This window comes from Actinomycetota bacterium (assembly GCA_030774015.1).
Classification (GTDB): Bacteria; Actinomycetota; UBA4738; order UBA4738; family JACQTL01; genus JALYLZ01.
The window spans coordinates 1-22,866 of sequence record JALYLZ010000026.1; the positions used below are offsets into that span (position 1 = coordinate 1).

General features: G+C 71.9%; 13 protein-coding genes and 1 pseudogene. 12 read left to right on the plus strand and 2 right to left on the minus strand.

Going from position 1 to position 22,866, the window contains the following annotated elements; genetic code table 11:
* The 6 genes from M3Q23_01655 to M3Q23_01680 form a co-directional block, all read left to right on the plus strand.
* Positions 1 to 3,152 (plus strand): AAA family ATPase (locus M3Q23_01655; protein MDP9340816.1); only part of this gene is annotated, 3,152 nt, incomplete at its 5' end.
* A complete protein-coding gene (locus M3Q23_01660; protein MDP9340817.1) occupies positions 3,149 to 6,685 on the plus strand; it encodes an AAA family ATPase in 3,537 nt (1,178 codons plus the stop codon). The genes M3Q23_01655 and M3Q23_01660, both read left to right, overlap by 4 nt.
* Positions 6,678 to 6,974 (plus strand): hypothetical protein, encoded by a 297-nt coding sequence (locus M3Q23_01665; GenBank protein ID MDP9340818.1) that lies wholly within the window; start codon positions 6,678 to 6,680, stop codon positions 6,972 to 6,974. Before M3Q23_01660 ends, M3Q23_01665 begins: the two co-directional genes overlap by 8 nt.
* Before the next feature lie 661 nt (positions 6,975 to 7,635).
* On the plus strand, positions 7,636 to 11,187 hold the full coding sequence (locus M3Q23_01670; GenBank protein MDP9340819.1) for an AAA family ATPase: 3,552 nt from the start codon (positions 7,636 to 7,638) through the stop codon (positions 11,185 to 11,187).
* Positions 11,188 to 11,225: 38 nt separating this feature from the next.
* Complete coding sequence (locus tag M3Q23_01675) at positions 11,226 to 12,158, plus strand: hypothetical protein (GenBank protein MDP9340820.1); 933 nt, start codon at positions 11,226 to 11,228, stop codon at positions 12,156 to 12,158.
* Between the two features lie 37 nt (positions 12,159 to 12,195).
* Positions 12,196 to 13,233, plus strand: a complete 1,038-nt coding sequence (locus M3Q23_01680; protein MDP9340821.1) for a zinc-binding dehydrogenase — start codon at positions 12,196 to 12,198, stop codon at positions 13,231 to 13,233.
* A 10-nt stretch (positions 13,234 to 13,243) separates the two neighbouring features.
* Here the strand turns inward: M3Q23_01680 and M3Q23_01685 are convergent, their stop codons facing one another.
* Positions 13,244 to 15,208 carry a hypothetical protein gene (locus tag M3Q23_01685; GenBank protein ID MDP9340822.1) on the minus strand — a complete coding sequence of 655 codons (1,965 nt, stop codon included), beginning with the start codon at positions 15,206 to 15,208 and terminating at the stop codon, positions 13,244 to 13,246.
* A 79-nt stretch (positions 15,209 to 15,287) separates the two neighbouring features.
* On the opposite strand from M3Q23_01685, the gene M3Q23_01690 reads away from it, so the two are divergent.
* From M3Q23_01690 to M3Q23_01715, 6 genes and pseudogenes are all read left to right on the plus strand, one after another.
* The gene (locus M3Q23_01690; protein MDP9340823.1) at positions 15,288 to 15,977 is read left to right on the plus strand and encodes a hypothetical protein; all 690 of its coding nucleotides are present in this window, start codon (positions 15,288 to 15,290) and stop codon (positions 15,975 to 15,977) included.
* Positions 15,978 to 16,058: 81 nt separating this feature from the next.
* Positions 16,059 to 16,607, plus strand: a complete 549-nt coding sequence (locus M3Q23_01695) for a nucleotidyltransferase (protein ID MDP9340824.1) — start codon at positions 16,059 to 16,061, stop codon at positions 16,605 to 16,607.
* 214 nt (positions 16,608 to 16,821) lie between these two features.
* Positions 16,822 to 16,971, plus strand: a pseudogene (locus tag M3Q23_01700) (FAD-dependent oxidoreductase).
* Positions 16,972 to 17,050: 79 nt separating this feature from the next.
* Positions 17,051 to 17,668 (plus strand): hypothetical protein, encoded by a 618-nt coding sequence (locus M3Q23_01705; GenBank protein ID MDP9340825.1) that lies wholly within the window; start codon positions 17,051 to 17,053, stop codon positions 17,666 to 17,668.
* 67 nt (positions 17,669 to 17,735) lie between these two features.
* A complete protein-coding gene (locus M3Q23_01710) occupies positions 17,736 to 19,763 on the plus strand; it encodes a 2,3-oxidosqualene cyclase (GenBank protein MDP9340826.1) in 2,028 nt (675 codons plus the stop codon).
* A gap of 69 nt (positions 19,764 to 19,832) precedes the next feature.
* Positions 19,833 to 21,176 (plus strand): NAD(P)/FAD-dependent oxidoreductase, encoded by a 1,344-nt coding sequence (locus M3Q23_01715; GenBank protein MDP9340827.1) that lies wholly within the window; start codon positions 19,833 to 19,835, stop codon positions 21,174 to 21,176.
* Here the strand turns inward: M3Q23_01715 and M3Q23_01720 are convergent.
* A complete protein-coding gene (locus M3Q23_01720) occupies positions 21,152 to 22,795 on the minus strand; it encodes a glycoside hydrolase (protein MDP9340828.1) in 1,644 nt (547 codons plus the stop codon). The two genes, M3Q23_01715 and M3Q23_01720, sit on opposite strands and share 25 nt — an antisense overlap.
* Positions 22,796 to 22,866 lie beyond the last annotated feature (71 nt).

Consider the following 22,866-nt stretch of genomic DNA (forward strand, 5'->3'; position numbering starts at 1 on the left):
ACGACGCCGAGCGCGCGGTACGGGCGGCGCTCGAGCTGGTGGCGTCCGTGGCGGCGCTCGGCGAGGAGGTCGGCGCGACGGACCTCCGGGCCCGGGCCGGCGTGCTGACCGGGGAGGCCGCCGTGACGATCGGGGCGGAGGGCCAGGGCATGGTCGCGGGCGACCTGGTGAACACGGCCAGCCGGATCCAGTCCGCCGCGGAGCCCGGCACGGTGCTGGTCGGCGAGCGCACCCGGAGGGCCACCGAGGCCGCCATCGCCTACGAGGACGCTCTCTCGTACGAGCTGAAGGGCAAGGCCGATCGGGCTCAGCTGTCGAGGGCGACGCGGGTGGTGGCGGGCCGGGGTGGCGCGCTGAAGGCGGCCGGCCTGGAAGCCCCCTTCGTGGGCCGGGACCGGGAGCTCAGCCTGGTCAAGGAACGGTTCCACGCCGCCGTGGAGGACGGCAAGACGAACCGGGTGTCCGTGATGGGGATCGCCGGGATCGGGAAGTCCCGGCTGTCCTGGGAGCTGTACAAGTACCTGGACGGCCTGGCCCAGACCATCTCGTGGCACCGCGGGCGGTGCCTTCCGTACGGCGACGGCGTCACGTACTGGGCCCTGGCCGAGATGGTCCGGATGCGGGCCGGGATCGCGGAGGGCGAGGATCCGGCGTCGGCGCTGTCCAAGCTCGGGGCGTGCCTCGAGCAGTACGTGGCCGATCCGGAGGAGCGCGCGTGGGTCCACCCGCGGCTGGCCCACCTCCTCTCCCTGGAGGACCGGGCCGCCGGGAGCCGCGAGGACCTGTTCGCCGGATGGCGTCTGTTTTTCGAGCGGCTGGCCGAACGAACCCCGACCGTCCTGGTGTTCGAGGACTGCCAGTGGGCCGACGCGGCCCTGGTCGACTTCATCGAGTACCTCCTGGACTGGTCCCGGGACAGCCGGCTCCTGGTCCTCACGCTCGCCCGCCCCGAGGTCGCCGACCGCCACCCGGCGCTGGTCTCGGCGAGACGGGCCAGCACCTCGATCTACCTGGAGCCGCTCCCCCGCCAACCCATGGAGGCGCTGCTCTCCGGGCTGGTCCCGGGGCTCCCCGACGTGCTGCGGGAACGGATCCTGGACCGGGCCGAAGGAGTTCCTCTGTACGCGGTGGAGACGGTTCGGATGCTGCTCGACCGGGGCCTGCTGGAGCGGCAAGGGGACCGCTTCGCCGTCACCGGGAACGTGGACGTGCTGGAGGTCCCCGAGACGCTGCAGGCGCTCATCGCGGCCCGCCTGGACGGTCTCCCGGCGGAAGAGCGGGGGCTCCTCCAGAACGCCGCGGTGGCGGGCAAGACCTTCAGCGCGGATGCCCTCGTCGCCCTCAGCGGGGTGGCCGCTCCCGAGGTCGACGCCATCCTGGCGTCGCTGGTCCGCAAGGAGCTCCTGTCCGTGCAGACGGACCCCCGGGCGCCGGAGCGAGGCCACTACGTCTTCCTCCAGGCCCTGGTGCGGAAGGTCGCGTACGAGACCATCTCCCTGCGGGAACGCAAGCGCCTCCACCTGGCCCTGGCCGGGTTCCTGGAGACGAGCTGGGGAGCCGAGGAGGAGGAGGTTGTGGAGATCGTCGCCTCCCACCTCCTGGAGGCGTACCGGGCGGCGCCGGACGCCGGGGACGCCCCGGCCATCAAGGACCGGGCCAGGGAGTGCCTGGTCCGCGCTGGGCAGCGCGCCGCCTCGCTGGCCGCGATGGACGAGGCCCAGCAGTACTTCGAGCGGGCGGCGGAGCTCGCCGGTGGCCCGGAGGCCCGAGCGAAGCTGCTGGAACGGGCCGGCGCCGCGGCATACGCGGCCGGCCGAGGGGACCGGGCGATTACCCAGTTCGAGCAGGCCATCGTCCTGTTCGAGCAGGAGGGGATGGCGCATCCGGTGGCGCGGGTCGCCGCTCGGATGGCGGAGATCCTGTGGGAGCGGGGGCAGATCGAGAAGGCGATCGAGAACATGGAGAGCTCGTTCGCGGTCCTGGTAGAGGACGAGCCGGACGAGGACCTGGCTATGCTGGCGGCCCAGCTGGGACGGCTGCTGTACTTCACGGGTGACGTGGACCGTGCGACGCAGCGGATCGACGATGCCCTGAGGATGGCCGAACGCCTGTGGCTTCCCGAGGCGCTCTCCCAGTCCCTCAACACCAAGTCGCTGATCCTCGACGCCCAGGGCCGGCACGAGGAGGCTCGGGCTCTGCTGAAGCACTCCCTGGACCTGGCGCTCGATCAGGACGCCCCACTCGCGGCGTTCCGGGCGTTCTTCAATCTCTCGCACTCCATGATCGAATGGGACCAGTACGAGTCGGCGGTCGATCTCTGCAGCCGGGGCGTGGCCCTGGCCAGAAAGATCGGGGATCGCGGCTACGAGTCGAACCTCCTCGCACAGATCGCGACGGCCCAGTGGGTCACCGGCGATTGGGACGAGGCGCTGGAGGCCATGGAGGCGGTCTACGACTCGGCGGAGCCGTCCATGATCGCCGTCAGCCGCTCGTTGCCTTCCGTCGTGCACCTCCTCGCGAACCGGGGACTCGTGGAGGCGGCCGAGCGGAAGCTGGAGGGCCGTAGGGATGCCGAGCACTCCGCCGGGGTGCTGGAGCGGGCCGACTACCTGATTGCACGAGCCATCCTGCTGCGGGCAACCGGCGACTCTGGCGGCGCCCTGGAAGCGGCCGAAGAGGCCCTGAAGGCGAGGACCGTGACCGGCCTCCAGCAGGAGAACATGCGGGAGGCCTGGGTCGTTGCCGTCGAGGCGGCGTTCGATCTGGGGGACCTCGGTCGGGTTCGAGACGTGCTGGCCGTCGCCGAGGAGAAGCCGTCCGCCCACACCCCGAGGTACATCGAGGGGCACCGCGCGAGGTTCGAGAGCCGGCTGGCCGCCCTCCAGGGAGACGACGACCAGGCCCAGGCGGGGCTCCGGTCGGCCGCCGCCGTGTTCCGCGAGATCGGAGCCCTGTTCTGCCTCGCCGTCACCCTCCTCGAACACGGCGAGTGGCTGGCCGGGCAGGGCCGCAGTGAGGAAGGCGAGCCGATGCTGGGCGAAGCGCGGGAGATCTTCGAGCGGCTGAAGGCCAGCCCATGGCTGGACCGGCTCGACGGGCTGGACATCGTGGGGCAATCCGCGCCGCAGCCCGTAGCATCTCAGAACCCGTGATCTGCCCGAGCTGCGGCACCCAGAACGCGGCGGGGAAGAAGTTCTGCGTCCAGTGCGGAACCCCGCTCGCTCGCGCCTGTGCCTCGTGCGGCGCCCCGCTCGGCAGCGACGAGAAGTTCTGCGGGGAGTGCGGGACCCCCGTCGTCGATCGCTCCACCGCCCCGGTGGCGGGCCCGCCGCCGCCGGCGCCGGCCTCCGAGCGGCGGCTGGTCTCCGTGCTCTTCGCGGACCTGGTCGGGTTCACCGCCCTCTCCGAGACCCGCGACTCCGAGGAGGTCCGGGACCTCCTGTCCCGGTACTTCGACACCAGCCGGACCCTGATCAGCCGGTACGGCGGGACCGTCGAGAAGTTCATCGGCGACGCCGTGATGGCGGTGTGGGGAACGCCGGTGGCGCAGGAGGACGACGCCGAGCGCTCCGTCCGGGCGGCCATGGAACTGGTGGCTGCGGTCGCCGAGCTGGGCCAAGAGGTCGGGGGGCCGGAGCTGAACGCACGGGCGGGCGTGCTGACCGGCGAGGCCGCCGTCACGCTCGGCGCCGAGGGCCAGGGCATGGTGGCCGGCGACCTGGTGAACACCGCCAGCCGCATCCAGTCCGCCGCCGCGCCGGGGCAGGTCTTCGTCGGGGAGTCCACCCGCCGGTCGAGCGAGGCCGCCATCGCCTACGAGGACGCCGGCACGTTCGAGTTCAAGGGGAAGGCCGAGCCGGTCCGGCTGTGGCGGGCCCTGCGGGTGGTGGCGGCCGTCGGCGGGGTGCAACGGTCGGCGGGCCTGGAGCCGCCCTTCGTGGGCCGCGACCGGGAGCTCCGCCTGCTGAAGGACCTGTTCCATTCCTCGGCCGAGGACCGCAGGGCCCACCTGGTCTCGGTCACCGGCGCGGCGGGCGTGGGCAAGAGCCGCCTGCTGTGGGAGTTCGAGAAGTACGTGGACGGGCTGGCCGGGCAGTTCCGGTGGCACCGGGGCCGGTGCCTGGCCTACGGCGAGGGCGTCACGTACTGGGCGCTGGCGGAGATGGTCCGAACCCGGGCGGACATCGTGGAAGGAGAGGAAGCCGCCTCGGCGCTGGCCAAGCTCCGGTCGGCCCTGGAGGCGAGCCTCCCCGACCTCGAGGAGCGCCGGTGGGTGGAGCCGCGCCTGGCCCATCTCCTCGGCCTCGAGGAGCGGGTGTCACGCGAGCGGGAGGACCTGTTCGCCGCGTGGCGGCTGTTCTACGAACGCCTGTCCGACGAGATGCCGACGGTCATGGTGTTCGAGGACATGCAGTGGGCGGACGCCGCCATGCTCGACTTCATCGAGTACCTGCTGGAGTGGGCCCGGGACCACCGCCTGTTCGTGATCACGGTGGCGCGGCCGGACCTCGGCGATCGCCGCCCCAACTGGGGAACGGGCCGCAGCTCAACGTCCATCTACCTCGATCCGCTGTCGAACGCGGCAATGGAGGAGACGCTCACGGGGCTGGTTCCCGGCCTGCCCGACGACCTGAGGGACAGGATCCTGGAGCGCGCGGAGGGGATCCCGCTGTACGCGGTGGAGACCGTCCGCATGCTCCTCGACCGGGGGCTCTTGGTGCAGGAGGAGAACGCGTACACCCCGGCCGGCCCCATCGACGCCCTGGAGGTGCCGGAGACGCTCCACGCGCTCATCGCCGCCCGGCTGGACGGGCTGGCACCCGAGGAACGGCGGCTGCTCCAGGACGCCTCGGTGCTGGGCAAGACCTTCGCCAAGGGTGCGCTCGCGGCGGTGTCCGGCCTTCCGGCTTCCGACCTCGATGCCCTCCTCATCTCGCTGACCCGCAAGGAGGCGCTCACGGTCCAGGCCGACCCGCGCTCCCCGGAACGGGGACAGTACGCGTTCGTCCAGGACCTCCTGCGCATGGTGGCCTACGAGACGCTCTCCAAGAAGGAGCGGCGGGCCCGGCACCTCGAGGTGGCGGCCTATCTCGAGACCACCTGGGGAACGGACGACGACGAGGTCGTGGAGGTCGTCGCCTCCCACTACCTCGAGGCCCACCGGGCCGCGCCGGACGCTCCGGACGCCGCTGAGATCAAGGGCAAGGCCTGGCGCATGCTGGCCCGGGCCGGAGAGCGGGCCGCCTCTCTGGGCGCCAGCGAGGAGGCGGAGCGTTACTTCCGGCAAGCCGCGGAACTGCCCGACGAGCCCGCCCCGCAGAGCCAGCTGCTGGAGCGGGCGGGCGAGATGGCCGCCATGGGCGGGCGCCCGCAGGACGCCCGCCACCTCTTCGAACGATCCCTCGAGCTGGTCGAGCGCGAAGGGGACACCCACGCGGCGGCCCGGATTTCCGCCCGGCTCGGCTTCGTGGAATGGAGGACGGGCCAGCTGGACGAGGCCATCGAGCGAATGGAGCGCGGCTTCGACGTCCTCCGGGGCGACGAGCCGGACGAGGACCTGGCTCGCCTGGCCACGGACCTTGGCCGCCTTCACTTCTTCCGTGGCGAGCCCGAGATCGCTGCGGAGCGCGTGGCCTTCGGCCTCCAGGTCGCCGAGGCCCTATGGCTTCCCGAGCTCATCTCGCAAGGGCTGAACACCAAGGGGATCCTGGCGATGTGGCAGTCCCGCAACGAGGAGTCCATCGGCCTGCTGAGGCACGCGCTCGAGGTGGCGCAGGAGAACGAGATCCCCTCGGCCGCCCTCCGAGCCCACATGAACCTGTCGGAAACCCTCGCCCGCCGGGACCGCTACGATGACTCGATCGAGCAGTGCCAGGCTGGGGTGGCACTCGCGCACCGCGTGGGCGACCGGTTCAGCGAGTGGCAACTGGCCGGCAACCTCATGTTCCCCCTCTCCCAGACCGGCCGGTGGGACGAGGCCATGGAGATCTCTCGTGAGCTCCCGCCCGCCCAGTACCTGAACGTCGGCTGGACCATCGAGATCTCGGCGCTGCGCGGCGAGGTCGAGGAGGCGGCTCGAGTCTTCGCCGCGGTGTCGGCGATCGGGGGGACCGCCGACGTCCAGGACCGGGCGGGGCTCGACTCCGCCCACGCGGCCCTGCTCTTGGCGCAGGGCCGCTACGAGGAGGCGCTCGCCGCCGGTGAGGCCGCCTTCGCGGCACGCGAGCATCTCGGCGTGGCCGGGGAGGACCAGAAGGGTGGGTTCGTCCGGGCCGTGGAAGCGGCCCTGGCGCTCGGCGACATCGATCGCGCGGACACCCTGACGCGCACGGTGGAGGAGCTCCCGCCGGGGCTGCTCCCCCCGTACCTGGCGGCGCAGTCGTCGCGGTTCCGGGCGCGCATCACCCAGGCCCGCGGCGAGGCCGACGGCGTGGAAGCGGGGTTCAAGCGCGCGGCCGGAACGCTCCGTGAGCTGGGAGTGCGCTTCTGGCTGGGGGCGACCCTCCTCGAGCACGGCGAGTGGCTGGAGTCCGAGAGCCGTCCCGACGACGCCAGGCCGCTCCTGGCCGAGGCGCGGGAGATCTTCGACCGCCTCCAAGCCCGGCCCTGGGTGGAGCGTACCGATAGAGCTCACGGCTTCGAGGCCGTCGCGGCCACGAGTGATCTTCAGGGCCACCATGGCTGAGGAGATCCAGCGGGCTCGTCGGCGGCAGGGCCTCAAGGCTGCGGCGGCGGTCGTGATGGCCCTGGGGCTGGTGGCGGCGATATGGCTTGTACCGGTGTCTCACGTTCGGGTTGCCCTTCCACCTCTTCCGGATTGCCCCCGGTGCTTTCAACTCCAGACCCACTCCTGGATCCTGCTGCGAATTGGGATCGTCCTCGTGGGCGCCGGCCTGGCCCGACTGCTGTGGCAGCGGGCGGAATGGGAAAGCTGGCGATCCGCGCTGGTCCACCTCATCCGCGATGAGGGATGAGCGCGTCCAGGCCACCGCGGTGATGCTGTTGCGGACGTTCACCCTGGCCCGCTCGGCGGGTGAGCCGGCCCGGCGGGGGCGCCCACGCAGGCCCACCGCCGCGGACAGCTCGTCCGCGATCGCCTCCATCTCGGCACGGGCTCGGGCGGCCCGTTCCGGGTCGTTGAAGCGTTCGGCCTCGTCGATCTCGTCGCGCAGCTCTTCCACGCGACCGCGGTACTGCTCCCGGGCCGTCGCGTCGAGGATCTCGCCCGCGTCGCCCGGCCCACCGTCGGCGAAGAGCCGCGGTCGACCAACCGCCCTGACTGGAAGCGGAACCCGATCTGGACGTTGTCTTCGAGCTCGGATCGGAGTTCCCAGGCCCGGAGGTACGGCTCCAATGCCGCCTTCGCGTCGTCAACCTCCGAGTAGGCTCCAGTCGGCATAGCGCTTAGAGTCTCGGAGTCGAGGGTGCAATCGAAGTCTCCCAACTGACCGTGCCATGGAGCCGCCTTGGCGAAGTCGTATCGACTGTCCACGGCCACAAACCTGTTGGTCAGCTGCTCCACCACCTTGCCGTCCGAATAGCTTCCGGATCCCTTGGAGGACCCAGCTTCCCAGGGATCCTGGCCCATGAGGCAGCTGGGCGGCTCGTGGCTTCATCGCGGTACCCTCACGCCTGATGGCGCGCTGTCCTCATTGCGGGGAAGACAATCCCGACCGGTTCCGCTTCTGCGGCTCGTGCGGCCACGCACTGGCCCGGACGTGCTCCAACTGCGGCGCCGAGGTCCCCGCGGGGTTCCGGTTCTGCGGCGAGTGCGGCACTCCCATCGAGGCGGGAGCTGCCGCGGCAGGCGTCGCCGAGACCGCCGCCCTCCGTGAGGCGCCCGCGTCCGAGCGGCGGCTGGTCTCGGTCCTGTTCGCAGACCTGGTGGGGTTCACGAGCCTGTCCGAGTCCCGGGACGCGGAGGAGGTCCGGGACCTGCTGTCCAGGTACTTCGACTCCTGCCGCCGCCTGATCTCCCTGTACGGCGGCACCGTGGAGAAGTTCATCGGCGACGCTGTGATGGCGGTCTGGGGCACCCCGGTGGCGCAGGAGGACGACGCCGAACGGGCCGTCCGCACCGCCCTGGACCTGGTGGCCGCGGTGGCGGCGCTGGGCCAGGAGGTGGGCGCGCCCGAGCTCGCCGCCCGGGCGGGCGTCCTGACCGGTGAGGCCGCGGTCACCCTCAACGCCGAGGGGCAGGGGATGGTGGCGGGGGACCTCGTGAACACGGCCTCCCGCATCCAGGCCGTGGCCCAGCCCGGACAGGTGTACGTGGGCGAGACCACCCGGCGCTCCACCGAGGCCGCCATCGCGTACGAGGACGCCGGCACCTTCGAGCTGAAGGGGAAGGCCGAGCCCCTCCCCCTGTGGCGAGCGGTCCGGGTGGTCGCGGCCAGGGGCGGCGCGCTCAAGTCCTTCGGCCTGGAGGCGCCCTTTGTGGGCCGGGACCGCGAGCTCCGCCTGGTGAAGGAGCTGTTCCACGACGCGGCCGAGGAGGGCAAGGCGCACCTGGTCTCCGTGACCGGCATCGGCGGCATCGGCAAGTCCCGGCTGTCCTGGGAGTTCTTCAAGTACCTGGACGGCCTGTCGAACACCGCGTTCTGGCACCGGGGCCGGTGCCTGTCCTACGGCGAGGGCGTCACCTACTGGGCGCTCGCCGAGATGGTGAAGATGCGCGCCCGCATCGCCGAGGAGGAGGACCTCGCCTCCAGCCTGGCCAAGCTCCGGGAGATGCTGGAGGACCTGGTGCCGGACCCCGAAGAGCGCCGGTGGGTGGAGCCGCGGCTGGCCCACCTCCTGGGGCTTGAGGACCGCGTCGCCGCGAGCCGGGAGGACCTGTTCGGCGCGTGGCGGCTGTTCTTCGAGCGGGCCTCCGACCGATTTCCGGTGGTCATGGTGTTCGAGGACCTCCAGTGGGCCGACGCGGCGCTCCTCGACTTCATCGAGCACCTCCTTGAATGGTCCCGCGACCACCCGCTGTTCATCATGGCCCTGGCCCGGCCCGAGCTCTCCGAACGCCACCCGCAGTGGGGAGCGGGCCGGCGCAACTTCACGTCGATCCACCTGGAGCCGCTGTCCAGGCAGGCCATGGAACAGCTCCTGGGCGGCCTCATCCCGGACCTCCCCGACGACGCCCAGGAGATCATCCTGGCCCGAGCGGAAGGGGTCCCGCTGTACGCGGTGGAGACTGTCCGGATGCTGCTGGACCGGGGGCTCCTGGCGCCCGCGGAGGGCGGCTACCGGCTCACCGGGCCCCTCGGTGCGCTGGACGTCCCGGAGACCCTCCACGCCCTGATCGCGGCCCGGCTGGACGGCCTGGAGCCGGACGAGCGCCGGCTGCTCCAGGATGCGTCGGTCCTCGGGAAGACGTTCACCGGCCCCGGCCTGGCGGCCATCACCGGCATGCCCGAGGGCGAGGTCGAGCCCCTGCTGACCTCGCTGGTGCGCAAGGAGATCCTGTCCGTGCAGGCCGACTTCCGGTCTCCGGAGCGCGGCCAGTACGGGTTCCTGCAGGATCTGGTGAAGCGGGTCGCCTACGAGACCGTGGCGAAGAAGGACCGCCGGGCTCGGCACCTCGCGGTGGCGGCGTACCTGGAGACGAACTGGGCCGCGGACGAGGACGAGATCGTCGAGGTCATCGCGTCCCACTACGTGGACGCGTACCTCGCGGTCCCGGACGCCCCCGACGCGCAGGGGATCCGGACCAAGGCGAAGGACACCCTGGCCCGGGCCGGGAGGCGAGCGCAGTCCCTGGCCGCGTACGAGGAAGCGCAGCGCTACTACGAACGCGCGGCGGAGCTGGAGGACGCCCCCGTCCCCCGGGCGGAGCTCACCGAGCTGGCCGGAACGGCTGCCCGGCTGGGAACGCGCAACGACGACGCGGAGGCTCGGTTCACCGAGGCCATCGCGCTGTTCGAGGCGGAGGGCCACACCCACGCCGCGGCTCGCGTCTCCGCGCGCCTGGCCGAGATCCTGTGGTGGGAGCGCGGCCAGACCGACCGCGCGCTCGAGATGCTGGAGGCGTCGTTCGCCGTCCTGGCCGGCGAGGAGCCGGACGAGGATCTCGCCGTCCTGGCCGCGCAGCTGGCCCGGTTCCACTTCTTCAACGGGAACCTTGAGCGGTCGGTGGAGCGAGTCGAGTTCGCGCTGGAGATGGCAGAGGCCCTGTGGCTTCCGGAGACGCTGTCGCAGGCGCTCAACACGAAGGCCCTGGTGCTCAGCGCCCGGGGCCGGTTGGAGGAGTCGCTGGCCCTGCTCCAGCATGCGCTCAGCCTGGCCCTGGATGCCGACGCCGTCACCACGGCCCTTCGCGCTTACATCAACCTCTCGCACAACAGCCAGGAGATGGACCGTCACGAGCTGTCCCGCCGCTACCAGGAGAGCGGCATCGCGCTCGCCCGCAAGTTCGGGATGCGGTGGTTCGAATGGTGGCTGCTCGGCCACCTGGCTACGACGCTCGAGAACGAGGGGAGCTGGGACGAGTCCCTCGAGGTGGGCGGCCAGGTCCCTGACGCGAGGGAGGTCCCGGAGGCCAAGATCGGGTTCGCCACGGCGGCGTGGTCCGGGGTGATGATCCACGCACACCGCGGCGAGCTGGAGGCCGCCGAACGAACCGCGAACGCGGCGTTCGACATCGTCGTCCCCGGAGACGTCCAGGCCACCGCGATGGGGGCGGTGGTTCGCGCCATCGTTCGGCAGGCCCAGGGCCGCCAGGAGGAGGCGCTCGAGGCCGCGCGGGAGGCCCTGGCCGCACACCCGTCGATCGGCCTCCAGCACGGAGCGACCCGGGAAGCCTTCGTCGTCGCCGGCAGCGCCGCGATCGCGCTGGGAGATGCCGCCCAGGTGGAGGAGCTCATCTCGTGGCTGTCACGGAGCCCGCCAGGCCGCGTGCCGCCGTACATGAAGGCGCATCTGGCCCGGTTCCGGGGGCTGGCCGCAGCCGCGTTCGACCCCGATGCGGAGGTCGAGCAGCACCTACAGTCGGCGGCCGGCGCGTTCCGGGAAATCCGCATGCCGTTCTGGGTCGCGGTCACCCAGCTCGAGCTGGGAGAGTGGCTGGCCGGACAGGGCCGGAACGATGAGGCCGAACCGCTCCTGGCGGAGGCGCGAGCGACCTTCGAGCGACTCCGCGCACGCCCGTGGCTGGAGCGGGCGGACCGGGCCATCCCGGTCGCCGCTTCCGGGTGACTCCGGCGCCGGCCGGCCCCTCGCGGTAGGTTCCGCCCGTGCCGCTGGCCATCCTGTTCCTGCTGATCGGCGCCGCCGTGCTGGCGGTGGGCGCCGAGTCCGCCGTCCGAGGCACGGTCCGCTTCGCCGTCGCCGCCGGCGTCTCCGTCTTCGTCCTGGGCGCCCTGCTCTTCGGGATCGACTTCGAGGGTGCGGCCACCGCCATGATCGCGGCCGGACGGGGCCAGACCGCGCTCGCGGCGGGCGAGGCCTACGGCACGGTGATCTTCCTGCTCACCGCGGCCTTCGGGGCAGCCCTGCTGTTCGCCCGCAAGCCGGTGGCCTCGCCGTCGGTGGCCATGGTCGTGGCGCCCTCGCTCCCCATCGCCGCGGGCGCGCTGGCCCTGTACGACGGGACGGTGACCCGCCCGGAAGGGCTGCTCCTGATCATCGTGTACGCCGGATACGTGGCCAGCGTCGTGGCGGAGGGCCGGGGGGTGAAGGAGCGAGCTGAGGAGCTGGAGCGGGAGGCCCAGGAAGTTCGCGGCGGGCGGCTGAAGGCGGGGCTCATCGCGGCGGGCGGGTTCGTCGGGCTGCTGGTGGGAGCGTGGCTACTGGTGCAGGGGGGCGTGCGGATCCTCGACCGGACCGGGCTGGGCGCGGGGTTCGTCGGCGCCGCCATCGTGGGGACGCTGGCCAGCCTGGATGAGGTGCTCCTCGAGATCCTGCCGATCCGCCGGGGCCACCCCGAGCTGGCCACCGGGAACCTGTTCGGCACCGTGGCGGCGTTCACGTCGGCGATCCCGGGCCTGGCCGCCCTGATCCACCCGCTGGTCCTCGACGGCGCGGCCTCGGTGGCGTTCCTGGCCGCCGCGGCGCTGTACGCGCTGGTGGCCGTGTGGTTCCTGCTTCGGGAACGAGCGGGGCGGGTGCTGGGCGTGCTGGTGCTGGCGGCCTATGCCGCGTGGCTGGTCTACGCGGCCTCGCTGTAGGCTCCGGGCCGCGATGACGCGATGACGCGATGACGCGATGAAGGCCGCCAGGTTCCTGGGACCCGGACAGCCGGTGGCCGTGCAGGACGTGCCCGATCCCGCTCCGGGCCCCCAGGAGGTCGTGGTGCGCGTGGAGGCCTGCGGGATCTGCGCGTCCGACCTGCACCTCATCCACGGGGAGATGCCGCCGGTGGTCCCGCCGCCGCTCACCATGGGCCACGAGCCGGCGGGGGTCGTGGCGGCCGTTGGCTCCGGCGTCCCGGTGTGGAAGGAGGGCGACCGCGTGTCGGTGGCGGCCGGCAAGGCCTGCCTGGCCTGCTCGTCCTGCGCCAGCGGCAGGCTGGACGAATGCCGGAACCCCCAGATCATGGGGTTCCACTATGACGGGGCGTGGGCCGAGCAGCTCCTGGTGCCCTTCTCCGCGCTGGCCGCGCTGCCGGAGAACGTCCCGTTCGAGCACGGCGCCATCGCGTGCGACGCCGTCTCCACGCCCTACGCCGCGGTGGTGGACCGGGGAGCATTGCGAGCCGGCGAGCGCGTGGGCCTGTGGGGGATCGGCGGGCTCGGGACCCACGCGGTACAGATCGCGCGGCTGGCGGGCGCGTCGTTCGTGGCGGCGGTGGACCCCTTGCCGGCGGCCCGGGAGCGGGCCCTTTCGCTGGGCGCCGACATCGCGCTCGACCCCTCCGAAGACGTGCCGGCGGCGATCCGCGACGCCACCGGTGGCCGGGGCCTCGACCTCGCCGTCGACCTGATCGGCAAGACCGCAGCGGTCCGCCAGGCGCTGTCCTCCTGCACCCGCGGCGGCCGCGTGGTGCTGGTCGGGCAGTCGTTCGAGTCGCTCGACGCGGGCCCGATCATCCTGCTGTCGGTGGTGGGCCTCAGCATCCTGGGGCACCTCGGGTACAGCAAGCGTCACCTGGAAGAGGTGCTGGCGCTGATGGCGTCGGGCCGGCTGGACGTCTCCGGGTCCATCTCGGACCGGCTTCCGCTGGAGCGGGTGAACGAGGGCATCGACCGCCTGGCCTCGAAGGAGGGTTCGCCGGTCCGGATCATGGTCATGCCCCAGGCCTGACGCGGCGGGCTCAGGACCAGGTGACGGAGACCACGTTCACCTCGGCCGACACACCCTTGAGGGCGACGGCGCGGGGCCCGGACACGGCGCACGAGGGGCCCGCGTCGTCCGCCGTCTCGGCCGAGGCCAGCACCTGCCCGCCGTCGGCCAGCGCCGCGATCCTCGCGGCCACGTGGACCCCCTTGCCGCTGTAGTCGCCGCCTCGCCGGCTGGCCTCGGCGGCGTGGACGCCGATCCGCACGGCCGGGGCGAACCCGTGAGACCGCCGGTGCTCGGCCAGGGCCCGCTGGACCGCGATGGAACACTCGATGGCCCGCCGGGAGGAGTCGAACGCCACGAAGAACCCGTCCCCGGTCCGGTTGACCATCTCACCGCCGTGCCGGACGAACAGCGAACCGAGCGTCTCGTCATGCCAGCGCAGGAGCTGTTCCCAGGCCTCGTCGCCCATCGCCTCGGCCAGGTTGGTCGAGCCGACGATGTCGGTGAACATGAACGTCTTGGTCGTCTTCACCGAAGCGGCATCCCCGTCGGCCGTCGCCCCGATGGCCTGGGCCGCCGCCGCCGCATCCAGCATGGCTCCCAGCCGGTCGAACTCCGCCCGCGCCGCCTCGAGCTCCAGTTCGGCTTCGTCGCCCTGATCGAGCGTCCGGAGGGCCGAGGCCAGGACCATCCGGTCCCTGGCCACGTCGTACGGCGCGCCCACCTCCTGCCAGTGGCGGATCGCCACCCGCAGCTCCTGAGCCGCCTCCTCGGCGTCCCCCCTTGCCAGCAGCACCCGGCCCCGGGCGTCGTGCTTGGTGGCGTGGAGGGCAGGGGACTCGAACACGTCGGTGAGGCCGGACAGCTCCTCGGCCGCCGCGGCGGCGGTGTCCAGGTCGCCGGCGGCGATGGCGATCTCGACCTGGGCGGGAAGCATGCGAGCCCGGGCCCACCGGTCCCAGGTCTGCTCGGCCAGCGCCGCGTTGATGGCCTTGAACGCGGCCTCGACCTTCCCCTCGCCCAGCCGGATCAGCGCGAGGGCCGGCTGGGGCGCCCGGCCCAGGGCATGGGCCTGGCGCAGCGCGTCCTCGGCTCCCTCCAGGTCACCGAGCCGCATGCGGATCTCGCCGAGCGCGTAGAACCCGTCCGCCAGCGGGGGTCCCGCGTTGTAGCCGGCCAGCTCCTGGGTGGCCTGCTGGAGCTCCTCCTCGGCGCGCTGCAGTCCGCCCTGGAGACCCAGGATCTCGGCCCGGTGCACGCGGCAGACGCCCGGAAACCCGTTGATGGCCTGTCGCTCGCACCACCGGTGGGCCGCCTCCGTCCACTCGCTGGCCCGCCGGTAGTCGGTGGTGTCGCGGCAGGAGGAGATCATCGCGCAGTAGGCGATCCCGGTGGTGATCGGCCCGAGGTCGCCGTTCACTGCGGCGATGGTCGCCTCCTCCATCAGAAGGAAGCCCTCCTCGGTGCGCCCCACGGAGATCAGGAGGTCCCCCTGGCGAAGGAGCCCCATCGCCTGGAGGTCGGGGTCCCCGAAGCGGGCGCCGATGTCGACGGCTCTCGCCCCGAGCTCGATGGCCTGGTCGACGGCACCGGTCATCGCCACGCGGAAGCTCTCCGTGAGGGCCAGGTACCCGTGCGCGACGCTCTCCGGCTCCCCCCGGATCAGCCGCTCACCGCGCCCGGCCCAGGCCGAGGCGATGGAGAGCCTCTGCTTCAGCGCGTAGTCCTGCGCGATGGCGAACGCGAGCGTCGCGGCCCGGGTCCCGTCGCCCCGGTCCAGGTACGCCTTGAACGCCCGTTCCTTCGCTTCGGTGGCGAGGTCGGCCCGTGCCGTGAACCACGCGGCCAGCGCCAGCGCCTCGAGGTCCTCCGCCTCCAGCCGTCCCTCCCGGTCCGCCCCGGACAGCAGGTCGAAGGCCTCGTCCCACCGGTGGCCGGCCAGCGCGTCGTGGGCGGCCGGCAGAGCGGACGTGGGTTCGCGCTGGGTCGTCTCCATCGACAGTCATTCTCCACGGCCGCCGGTCGGGCGTCGAGGCCTCTCAGGTCGGGCCCGGGCCGGTCCGATACCTGGAGCGATGGAAACTGACCACGCGGGGGCGGAAGTCATCCGCTTTCCGGGGCATCGCCTCGGCACGATCGAGGAGACCATGGCCGGCCTGCGGGGCTCGGCCACGCCCGACGCCCGCCGGCGCGAGGGGCGGGTCACCGTGCTCGAGGTGGACCTCCGGGGATTCGCAGGCATGGCGGACGCCCTCGGGCGGGCCGGCGCCGAGCGGCTCCTGGCCACCGTCTTCGACCACGCCGTGCGCGCCGTCACCGCCTTCGGCCCCCAGACCGTGTCCGCGTCCGGCGAGCCCACCGGCCCCGTGATCTCGGCCACGTTCGAGGGCGGGGACCATTGCGGCAGGGCCGTCCGGGCGGCGGCGTCGGTGCGCGACACCGTCGACGAGATGCGCCCGTCCGGGCTGCCCGGCTTCCCGGCCTGCGCCGGCATCGACAGCGGCGACGTGATCGAGGCATCGTCGCCGGGAGTTGCCTTTCGCTCCGTGGGAACGGTGCGGATGTTCGCCGCGCGGCTCCGCGAGTTCGCCGGTCCGGGACAGGTCTTCCTGTCGGCGGAGTCCCGCGGGGAGCTGTCCGGACGCATCCAGGCCCGTTCGGTCGGCCAGGTCCGAACCAACGCCGGCGGCGAAACCAGGGAAGCCTTCTGCCTGGTCGACGCCGCGTCCGACCAGGCATCGAGCACACGCGCCATCCCGGGCTGATCGGCTCGGCCAGGCGCCCGTCCCATCTTCGGCCCCGGCTATCCTGTTCCTCGAGACACGATGCGAAGAGCACACGACCAGGTGGCAGCGATCGCGGCCGCCACCCAGCGCGACCGGCTTTTGATCGCTGCGCGGCGGGGAGAGCTCATGGACCGACCGGCGGACCAACTCGCGGCGCTCGTGGAAGCGGCGAGCGCGCTGGCGGCTGCCGGAATCCCCTACGCGCTGATCGGTGGCATCGCGGTCGGGATCCACTCGGAGGTGCCCCGAGCCACGCAGGACATCAATGTCGCGGTCCCCACGAGCATCCCTCGGGACAGGGTCATCTCGGTCCTCACGGCAGCCGGCTTCGAGGTGATGGGAGAGTTCCCGCACAGCCTGAATTTCCAGCACTCTGGGGGGGAGAGGGTCCAGGTGGCGATGGACGAGGCCTTCGACGAGATGATCGAACGGGCCGAGCCGCTCGAAGTGGGAGGTGTGGCGATCACGGTCGTGTCGAAGGACGACCTCATCGCGATGAAGGAACGCGCCGCCAGAGACCCGGGTCGTCGGCCCAGCAAGGCGCTCCGCGATCAGGCGGACGTCGAACTGCTCCGAGGCGACGTCCCCGAGCCGGGCGAAGGCTGGTAGCCCGGCCGACAGCTCGAGACCGCTTCTGCCTGGCCCATCGCCCCGGAAGCCATCGGACATGAAGTCCCAGAAGCACTAGGCAATGCCGCGATACCACGATTCCTTGTGGGCCTGATCGGACTCGAACTTTGGCGCGCCGGTTCCGGATGGTCCCTTTGCGCGTCGCTGGGTGGGTTTGGGCAGCGAATGACGGGTTCTCGTTCCGCCCCGCTGCATGATCGAGGTAGTGGGACGGCTTCGGGTGGTGATCGTGGGCGGAGGCTTCGGCGGGCTGGCCTGCGCCCGGAAGCTCGACGGAGAGCCCGTCGACGTGCTGCTGATCGACGCGCACAACTACCACCTGTTCACGCCGCTGCTGTACCAGGCGCTCCCAGGCCTGCCCGTCTGACCTCCCGGCCTTCCCCGACCGCGTCCGCGGGCCCGCCGCGTACCATCGGGGCGCCGTGCCGCTTCGCAACCGGGTCACCCCATTCGGAGACATCATCGTCACCGAAGCGCGGGGGCTCCTGTTCGGCAACCGGGGAGTCCTCCACGACGAACACGGCCGCCTGGTCCGGGCGTGGCAGGTCAGGCGGTGGATCGCCTGCCGGCTCCAGTTCAAGGGAAGACGCCGGGAGCTCCTCCGGCCGGGTCGGTTCACCGAGCTGTTCTTCCTGGATGAGGCGACGGCGTTCGCCGCCGGCCACCGCCCCTGCGCCGAGTGCCGCCGGGAGGACTTCCTCCGCTTTCGCCGGGCGTGGGGAGCGACCCACCCAGGAGCCTCGCTTCGGGTCGACGACATCGACCGGGTGCTCCACGCCGAGCGGCTGGATCCCGGCGGGGCGAAGCGCCTCCACGCGGCGCGACTCGGCGACCTGCCCGACGGAGCGATGGTTCGGCAAGACGATCGGGCCTGGCTTCTCCTCGACGGCGAGCTTCTGGCCTGGTCCCCGTCCGGCTACGGCGAGCGGCGTGCGGCGGCCGGACCGGCCACGGTCCAGGTGCTCATGCCGCCGTCCGTCATCGGGGTCATCCGGGCCGGCTACGAACCGGGCATCCATCCCACCGCCGGGAGCACCTGAGCAAGCCCTAACTCGCCGCCGGCCGTCGTCTTGTTCCGGGTTCCCGCGACCCCTACCCTGCTGATGCGTGGACAGTGGTGAGGAGACGGACGGTCGGTCACCGGCCGACTCCACCGCTGAGGGAGCGCTCGACCGAAGTGTCCGCCACCTCCTGGCCCTCCAGTACCCGGACGGGCGCTGGGAGGGCGAGATGGTATGGAACACCATGCTGGCCTCGCAGTACGTGCTGGTGAGAAGGATCACCGGGCGGTGGCCCCTCGAGGAGGAGGCGGTGCGCCGGGTCATCCGGCACTTCGCCCTCACCCGGCGCGACGACGGATCCTGGCCCATGCATCGGGAGGGCCCCGGGTATGTCTACCTGACGACGCTGGCGTACGTCGCGCTGCGGGCCCTCGGCATCGACGCCGACGATCCCTTGGTCGCGCCGGCTCGTCGCTGGGTCCGGTCGCGGCCCGGTGGGGTGCTGGCCATCCCGACCTGGGGGAAGCTCTGGCTGGCCATGGTGGGACTCTACGGCTACGAGGGCGTCTCCCCCATCCCACCCGAGGCGTTCCTCCTTCCCCATTGGATGCCGTTGCACCCGGACTCGCTCTACTGCCACACCCGTCAGGGGTATCTGGGGATGGCGTTCCTCTACGGGAGCCGGTTCCGTGGCTCGCTCGGCGATCTCACGGACGACCTCAGGAGCGAGCTCTACGACACGCCATACGAGCGGATCGACTTCGCCCGACATCGCACCCACGTCGCCCAGACCGACCTGTTCGTGCGTCCCAACGCCCTGGTTCGCGCGATCCTCGCCGTGCTCGCGGCGGCCGAGCGGCATCCGATCGCGTCCGTCCGTCGCCGGGCGCTCAGCACGTGCCTGGATCGGATCGTTCTCGAGCAGCGGCAGAGCGCACACCTCGGTCTCTCCCCCGTCGACGGGCTCCTCAACTGCCTGGCGATGTTCGCCGCCGGCGTGCCGGAGGACCAGCTCGATCGAAGCCTTCGCGGCGTCGGGCACTGGCGGTGGGAGGACGAGGAGGATGGCCTGCGCTACACCGGGGCCAGGTCCAGCGCCTGGGACACGGCCTTCGCCGTCCGGGCCGTCTCGGAAGCGCGGCAAGCATCGACGACACGGGGCCAGGACCCGGTGGTGGGGCTCGAGCCCGCCCTGCGCCGCGCCCACCGGTGGCTCCAGCAGACGCAGCTTCGCGAGGAGATTTCGAACCCTGCCGGCGCCGCCCGAGACTCCGTGGTCGGCGGATGGTGTTTCTCCGACGGGGCGCATCGCTGGCCGGTCAGCGACTGCACCGCCGAGGCGCTCTCCGCGATCCTCGCGGTGGAGTCCGCCGGCCTCGTTCCCGCCGAGGAGCGGTTCTCGGACCAGTGGCTCCGGCAGGCGGCGCGCTTCGTGCTCGCCCGGCAGAACCCGGACGGCGGGTTCGCCTCCTACGAACGACGCCGCGGCGGCCGGATGCTCGAGCGCGTCAACCCGACCGAGCTGTACGCGAACTGCATGACCGAGCGGTCCTACACCGAGTGCACGGCCTCGTGCGTCGGCGCGCTGGCGAGATACCAGCGAGCGTTCCCCACCTCGTCCGTGGGCCTCGGCTCCGCCATCGGGCGGGGGGTCTGGTTCCTGCGACGACGGCAGCGCTCCGACGGGTCGTACCCGGGTGCGTGGGGCGTCAACTTCACGTATGCGATCTTCCACGTGATCGAGGCCCTGCGCGAGACCGGGATCGCGGCCACGGACGACACGATCGTTCGGGCGACCGCATGGCTGCTGTCCAAGCAGAAGCCGGACGGTGGCTGGGGGGAGCACTGGACGAGTTGCCGCCTCGATCGGTACGTGGAGCATCCCGAGAGCCAGGCCACCATGACCGCGTGGGCTCTCCTGGCCCTCCTGCGCTCGGTGGGACCAGAGCACCCGGCCGTTCGTAAGGGCGTCGCCTTCCTGGGCTCCCTCCAGGGCACGGACGGCGCATGGCCCGGCCAGTCCCAGGCCGGGGTCTTCTTCGCGGTCGCACTGGTCGACTATCGGTTGTACAAGGACGTCTTCCCGACCTGGGCGCTGGCAAGGTCCGCCGCCATCGATCCACTTCGTCGCTGAAGCGGCCCCGTCCCGATCGGGCCTGGTTCCTCTGGAGGGTGAAGGTCCACGCGGCCGCATAATCGAGGTGTGGGACGGCTTCGGGTGGTGATCGTGGGGGGAGGCTTCGGTGGGCTGGCCTGCGCCCGGAAGCTCGACGGCGAGCCCGTCGACGTGCTGCTGATCGACGCGCACAACTACCACCTGTTCACGCCGCTGCTCTACCAGGTGGCCACCGCGCTGCTGAACCCGTCCGACATCGCCTACCCGCTGCGGAAGGTGTTCCGGCGGTCACCGAACGTGCGGTTCCGACAGGCCCTGGTGGCCGGCGTGGACTTCCAGGCGAAGACCGTGTCCACCCACGACCGCGAACGGATCCCGTACGACCGCCTGGTCCTGGCGACGGGCAGCGTCAATGACTACTTCGGGAACCAGGCCGTGGCCAGCCACGCCATCGGCCTGAAGAACCTGCCGGAGGCGATGCGCCTTCGCAACCACGTCCTGGCCTGCCTGGAGCGGGCCAGCCGAGCCTCCGACCCCGAGGAGCGCAGGGAATGGCTGACCTTCGTCGTGGTGGGAGGCGGTCCGACCGGCGTGGAGTACGCGGGCGCCCTCGGCGAGCTGCTCCGGCTGGTCCTCGGGCGGGACTATCCGGAGCTCCAGCTCGAGGAGTCCAGGATCATCCTGGTGGAGGGACAGGACCGCCTGCTGGGCCAGTTCCCGGGGCGCCTCGGCCAGTACGCCGCGCGGACCCTGGCCAAGCGGGGCATCGAGGTCCGCATGTCCACGCTGGTGCACTCGGCCGACGCCGGCTCGGTCAGCCTGTCGACGGGAGACGCCATCCGCACCCGGATGGTGGTGTGGTCCGCGGGGGTCCGTCCCGTGGACCCGCTGGGAGAGGCCGAGGCGCAGCGGGGCCGCGCCGGCAGATTGGTCGTGGACGATCACCTCCGGGTGGGCGGGGTGGAGGGAGTGTTCGCCCTCGGAGACGCCGCCGCGGCCCGTGGCGGGACCGACGCGGACCTTCCCATGCTGTCACCGCCCGCGATGCAGGAGGGCCGGTATGTGGCGCGACACCTGACCGAGGAGGCCCATGGGCGCCCGCCCGATCGATCCCCGTTCCGGTATGTGGACAAGGGGACGATGGCGACCATCGGACGGAACTCCGCGGTGGCCCAGGTGCGCGGCCTCCGGTTCCGGGGCTTCCCCGGCTGGGTGGCCTGGCTGGCCGTGCACATCTACTACCTGATCGGGTTCCGCAACCGCCTGGCCGTCCTGTGGTCGTGGGCCTGGAACTACCTGAAGAAGGACCGGGCCATCCGGATCATCGCCCGCAGCCAGGCCGACCCGCTGACCGACGAGCTGGACGAGACGGCTCCCGGCACGCCCGCTGACCCGGGCGGCGACCCCTACAGCGGCAGGATCGCCAGGTAGTCGTCCTGCTGGGCCACGGGGACCCCCTTGCCCAGCAGCTTCTCGTGCGAGTAGTTCGCGTTGAAGCCGACGTACGCCTTGCCCTGGTCGACGAACACCTCGATGTAGTCGCCCACGAACGCGCCGCCCAGGACGGGGTCGGCCTCCGGCTCGTTCGACACCGCGGTGACCCGCTGGCGGTGGCCGGACCGGACCGTTCCGGTGGCCGGGTTGACCGCCACCAGCTCCACGTCCTGCCGGTTCTGGAACACCGGGTCGAACCGGCTGGTGTACCAGGCCACCGCCAGGTCCCCGGACGGATCGGTGGCGATGGTCGGGAAGTAGTTGTCGCCGCCCTTGGACAGGATCCGGACGCCGCTCCACGTGGCGCCGTCGTCGTCGGAGTACCGCAGCTTGATGCGGGGCTCCTCGCAGATGTTGGCCAGCGGGCGGAACTTGCATCCCTCCCACACCACGAAGACCCGGGGATGGCCGTCCACCATGGCCACCGTGCTCTTCGGATACGTCGAGACCCGGAAGTCCTCGGAATGCAGGAACCCGCCGAACGGGATGGGCAGGCTCTCCACGGCGACGACCCGGGTTGGACCGAAGTCGGTGCTCCCGGCCTCGGCGACGCGCATCTTGATGGTGAACTGCTGGGGCGTTCCCTCCAGCTCGCCGGCGACGTCGACCCACGTCAGGTAGGTCCGGTTGTCCGGGCCGATGGTCACGTCGCCGAACTGGACGTCCTCGTCCGAGCCGCTGATCTGGATGGGAGCGGTGCACGTCGCGAGGTCCGCCGTGCACCGGACCGCGAAGATGCTCGCGGTGAAATCGAGGGGGCCCGGCCCGGTGGCGGTGAAGTCCGTGTACACGACCCACACGTGCTGGCCGTCGCCGGTGTCCCCCACGTCGAACCAGGGCTTGTCCAGGAAGTGGCTGGGGTCCGGCGCGGTGGCGACGAGGCGGCGGTTGGGCCAGCACGACGACGCCGTCCCACCCGGGCAGGAGTTCAACTGGGACACCGTGGTGCGGTAGATCCCGATGCCGCTCGGGAACATGCTCACCGGGTCGAAGGCCAGCCCGCCCGCGAACAGGTTGCAGGAGGCGTCCGCGACCATCACGGGGTCGCCGCCCGACGGGACGTTCAGGCCATCCTGCGAGATCGGCGGCAGGAGCCCCTCCTTCTGGACGCTCTTCCCGCCGGTCGTCGAGAGGTACCAGCCGGTGGTGTTGCCCTGCGGATCGACGAGGCCCCGGTAGTCGTTCGCCCCCATCAGCACGACGTCGGGGTCGCTCCGGCACACCGTGACGGTCTCCTCGTTCTGAGGCATCCCGCTGTGGTCCTTATTGAACACGACGGCGGGACCCTGGATCCCCTGCCTGGGAGCGCTCTCGGTGGCCGGGGTGCCGCCCTTGCGGGCCAGCGCCATGGCCCGGTTCGCGGCCTGGAACCGGCCCCGGAGCTCGGGCGGAGCCTTCTCCGGATGCGACAGCCAGTACCGCACCGCAACGCTCTGCGACAGCTGGGCCCACTGCCCGGCGCCGAAGGGTGCTCGGGGCTCCTCCGCGCCCTGCGCCGGCAACGCGAGAAGGCCCAAAGCCAGGGCGAACAGCCCCAGGCGGGCGAGCCGCGACACCGTTCGTCGTTCCAGCGCTTCCCCTTTCGAGGCCGGGGCCCGTGACGGGCCGTGCTCCGCCCGCCGCGGCA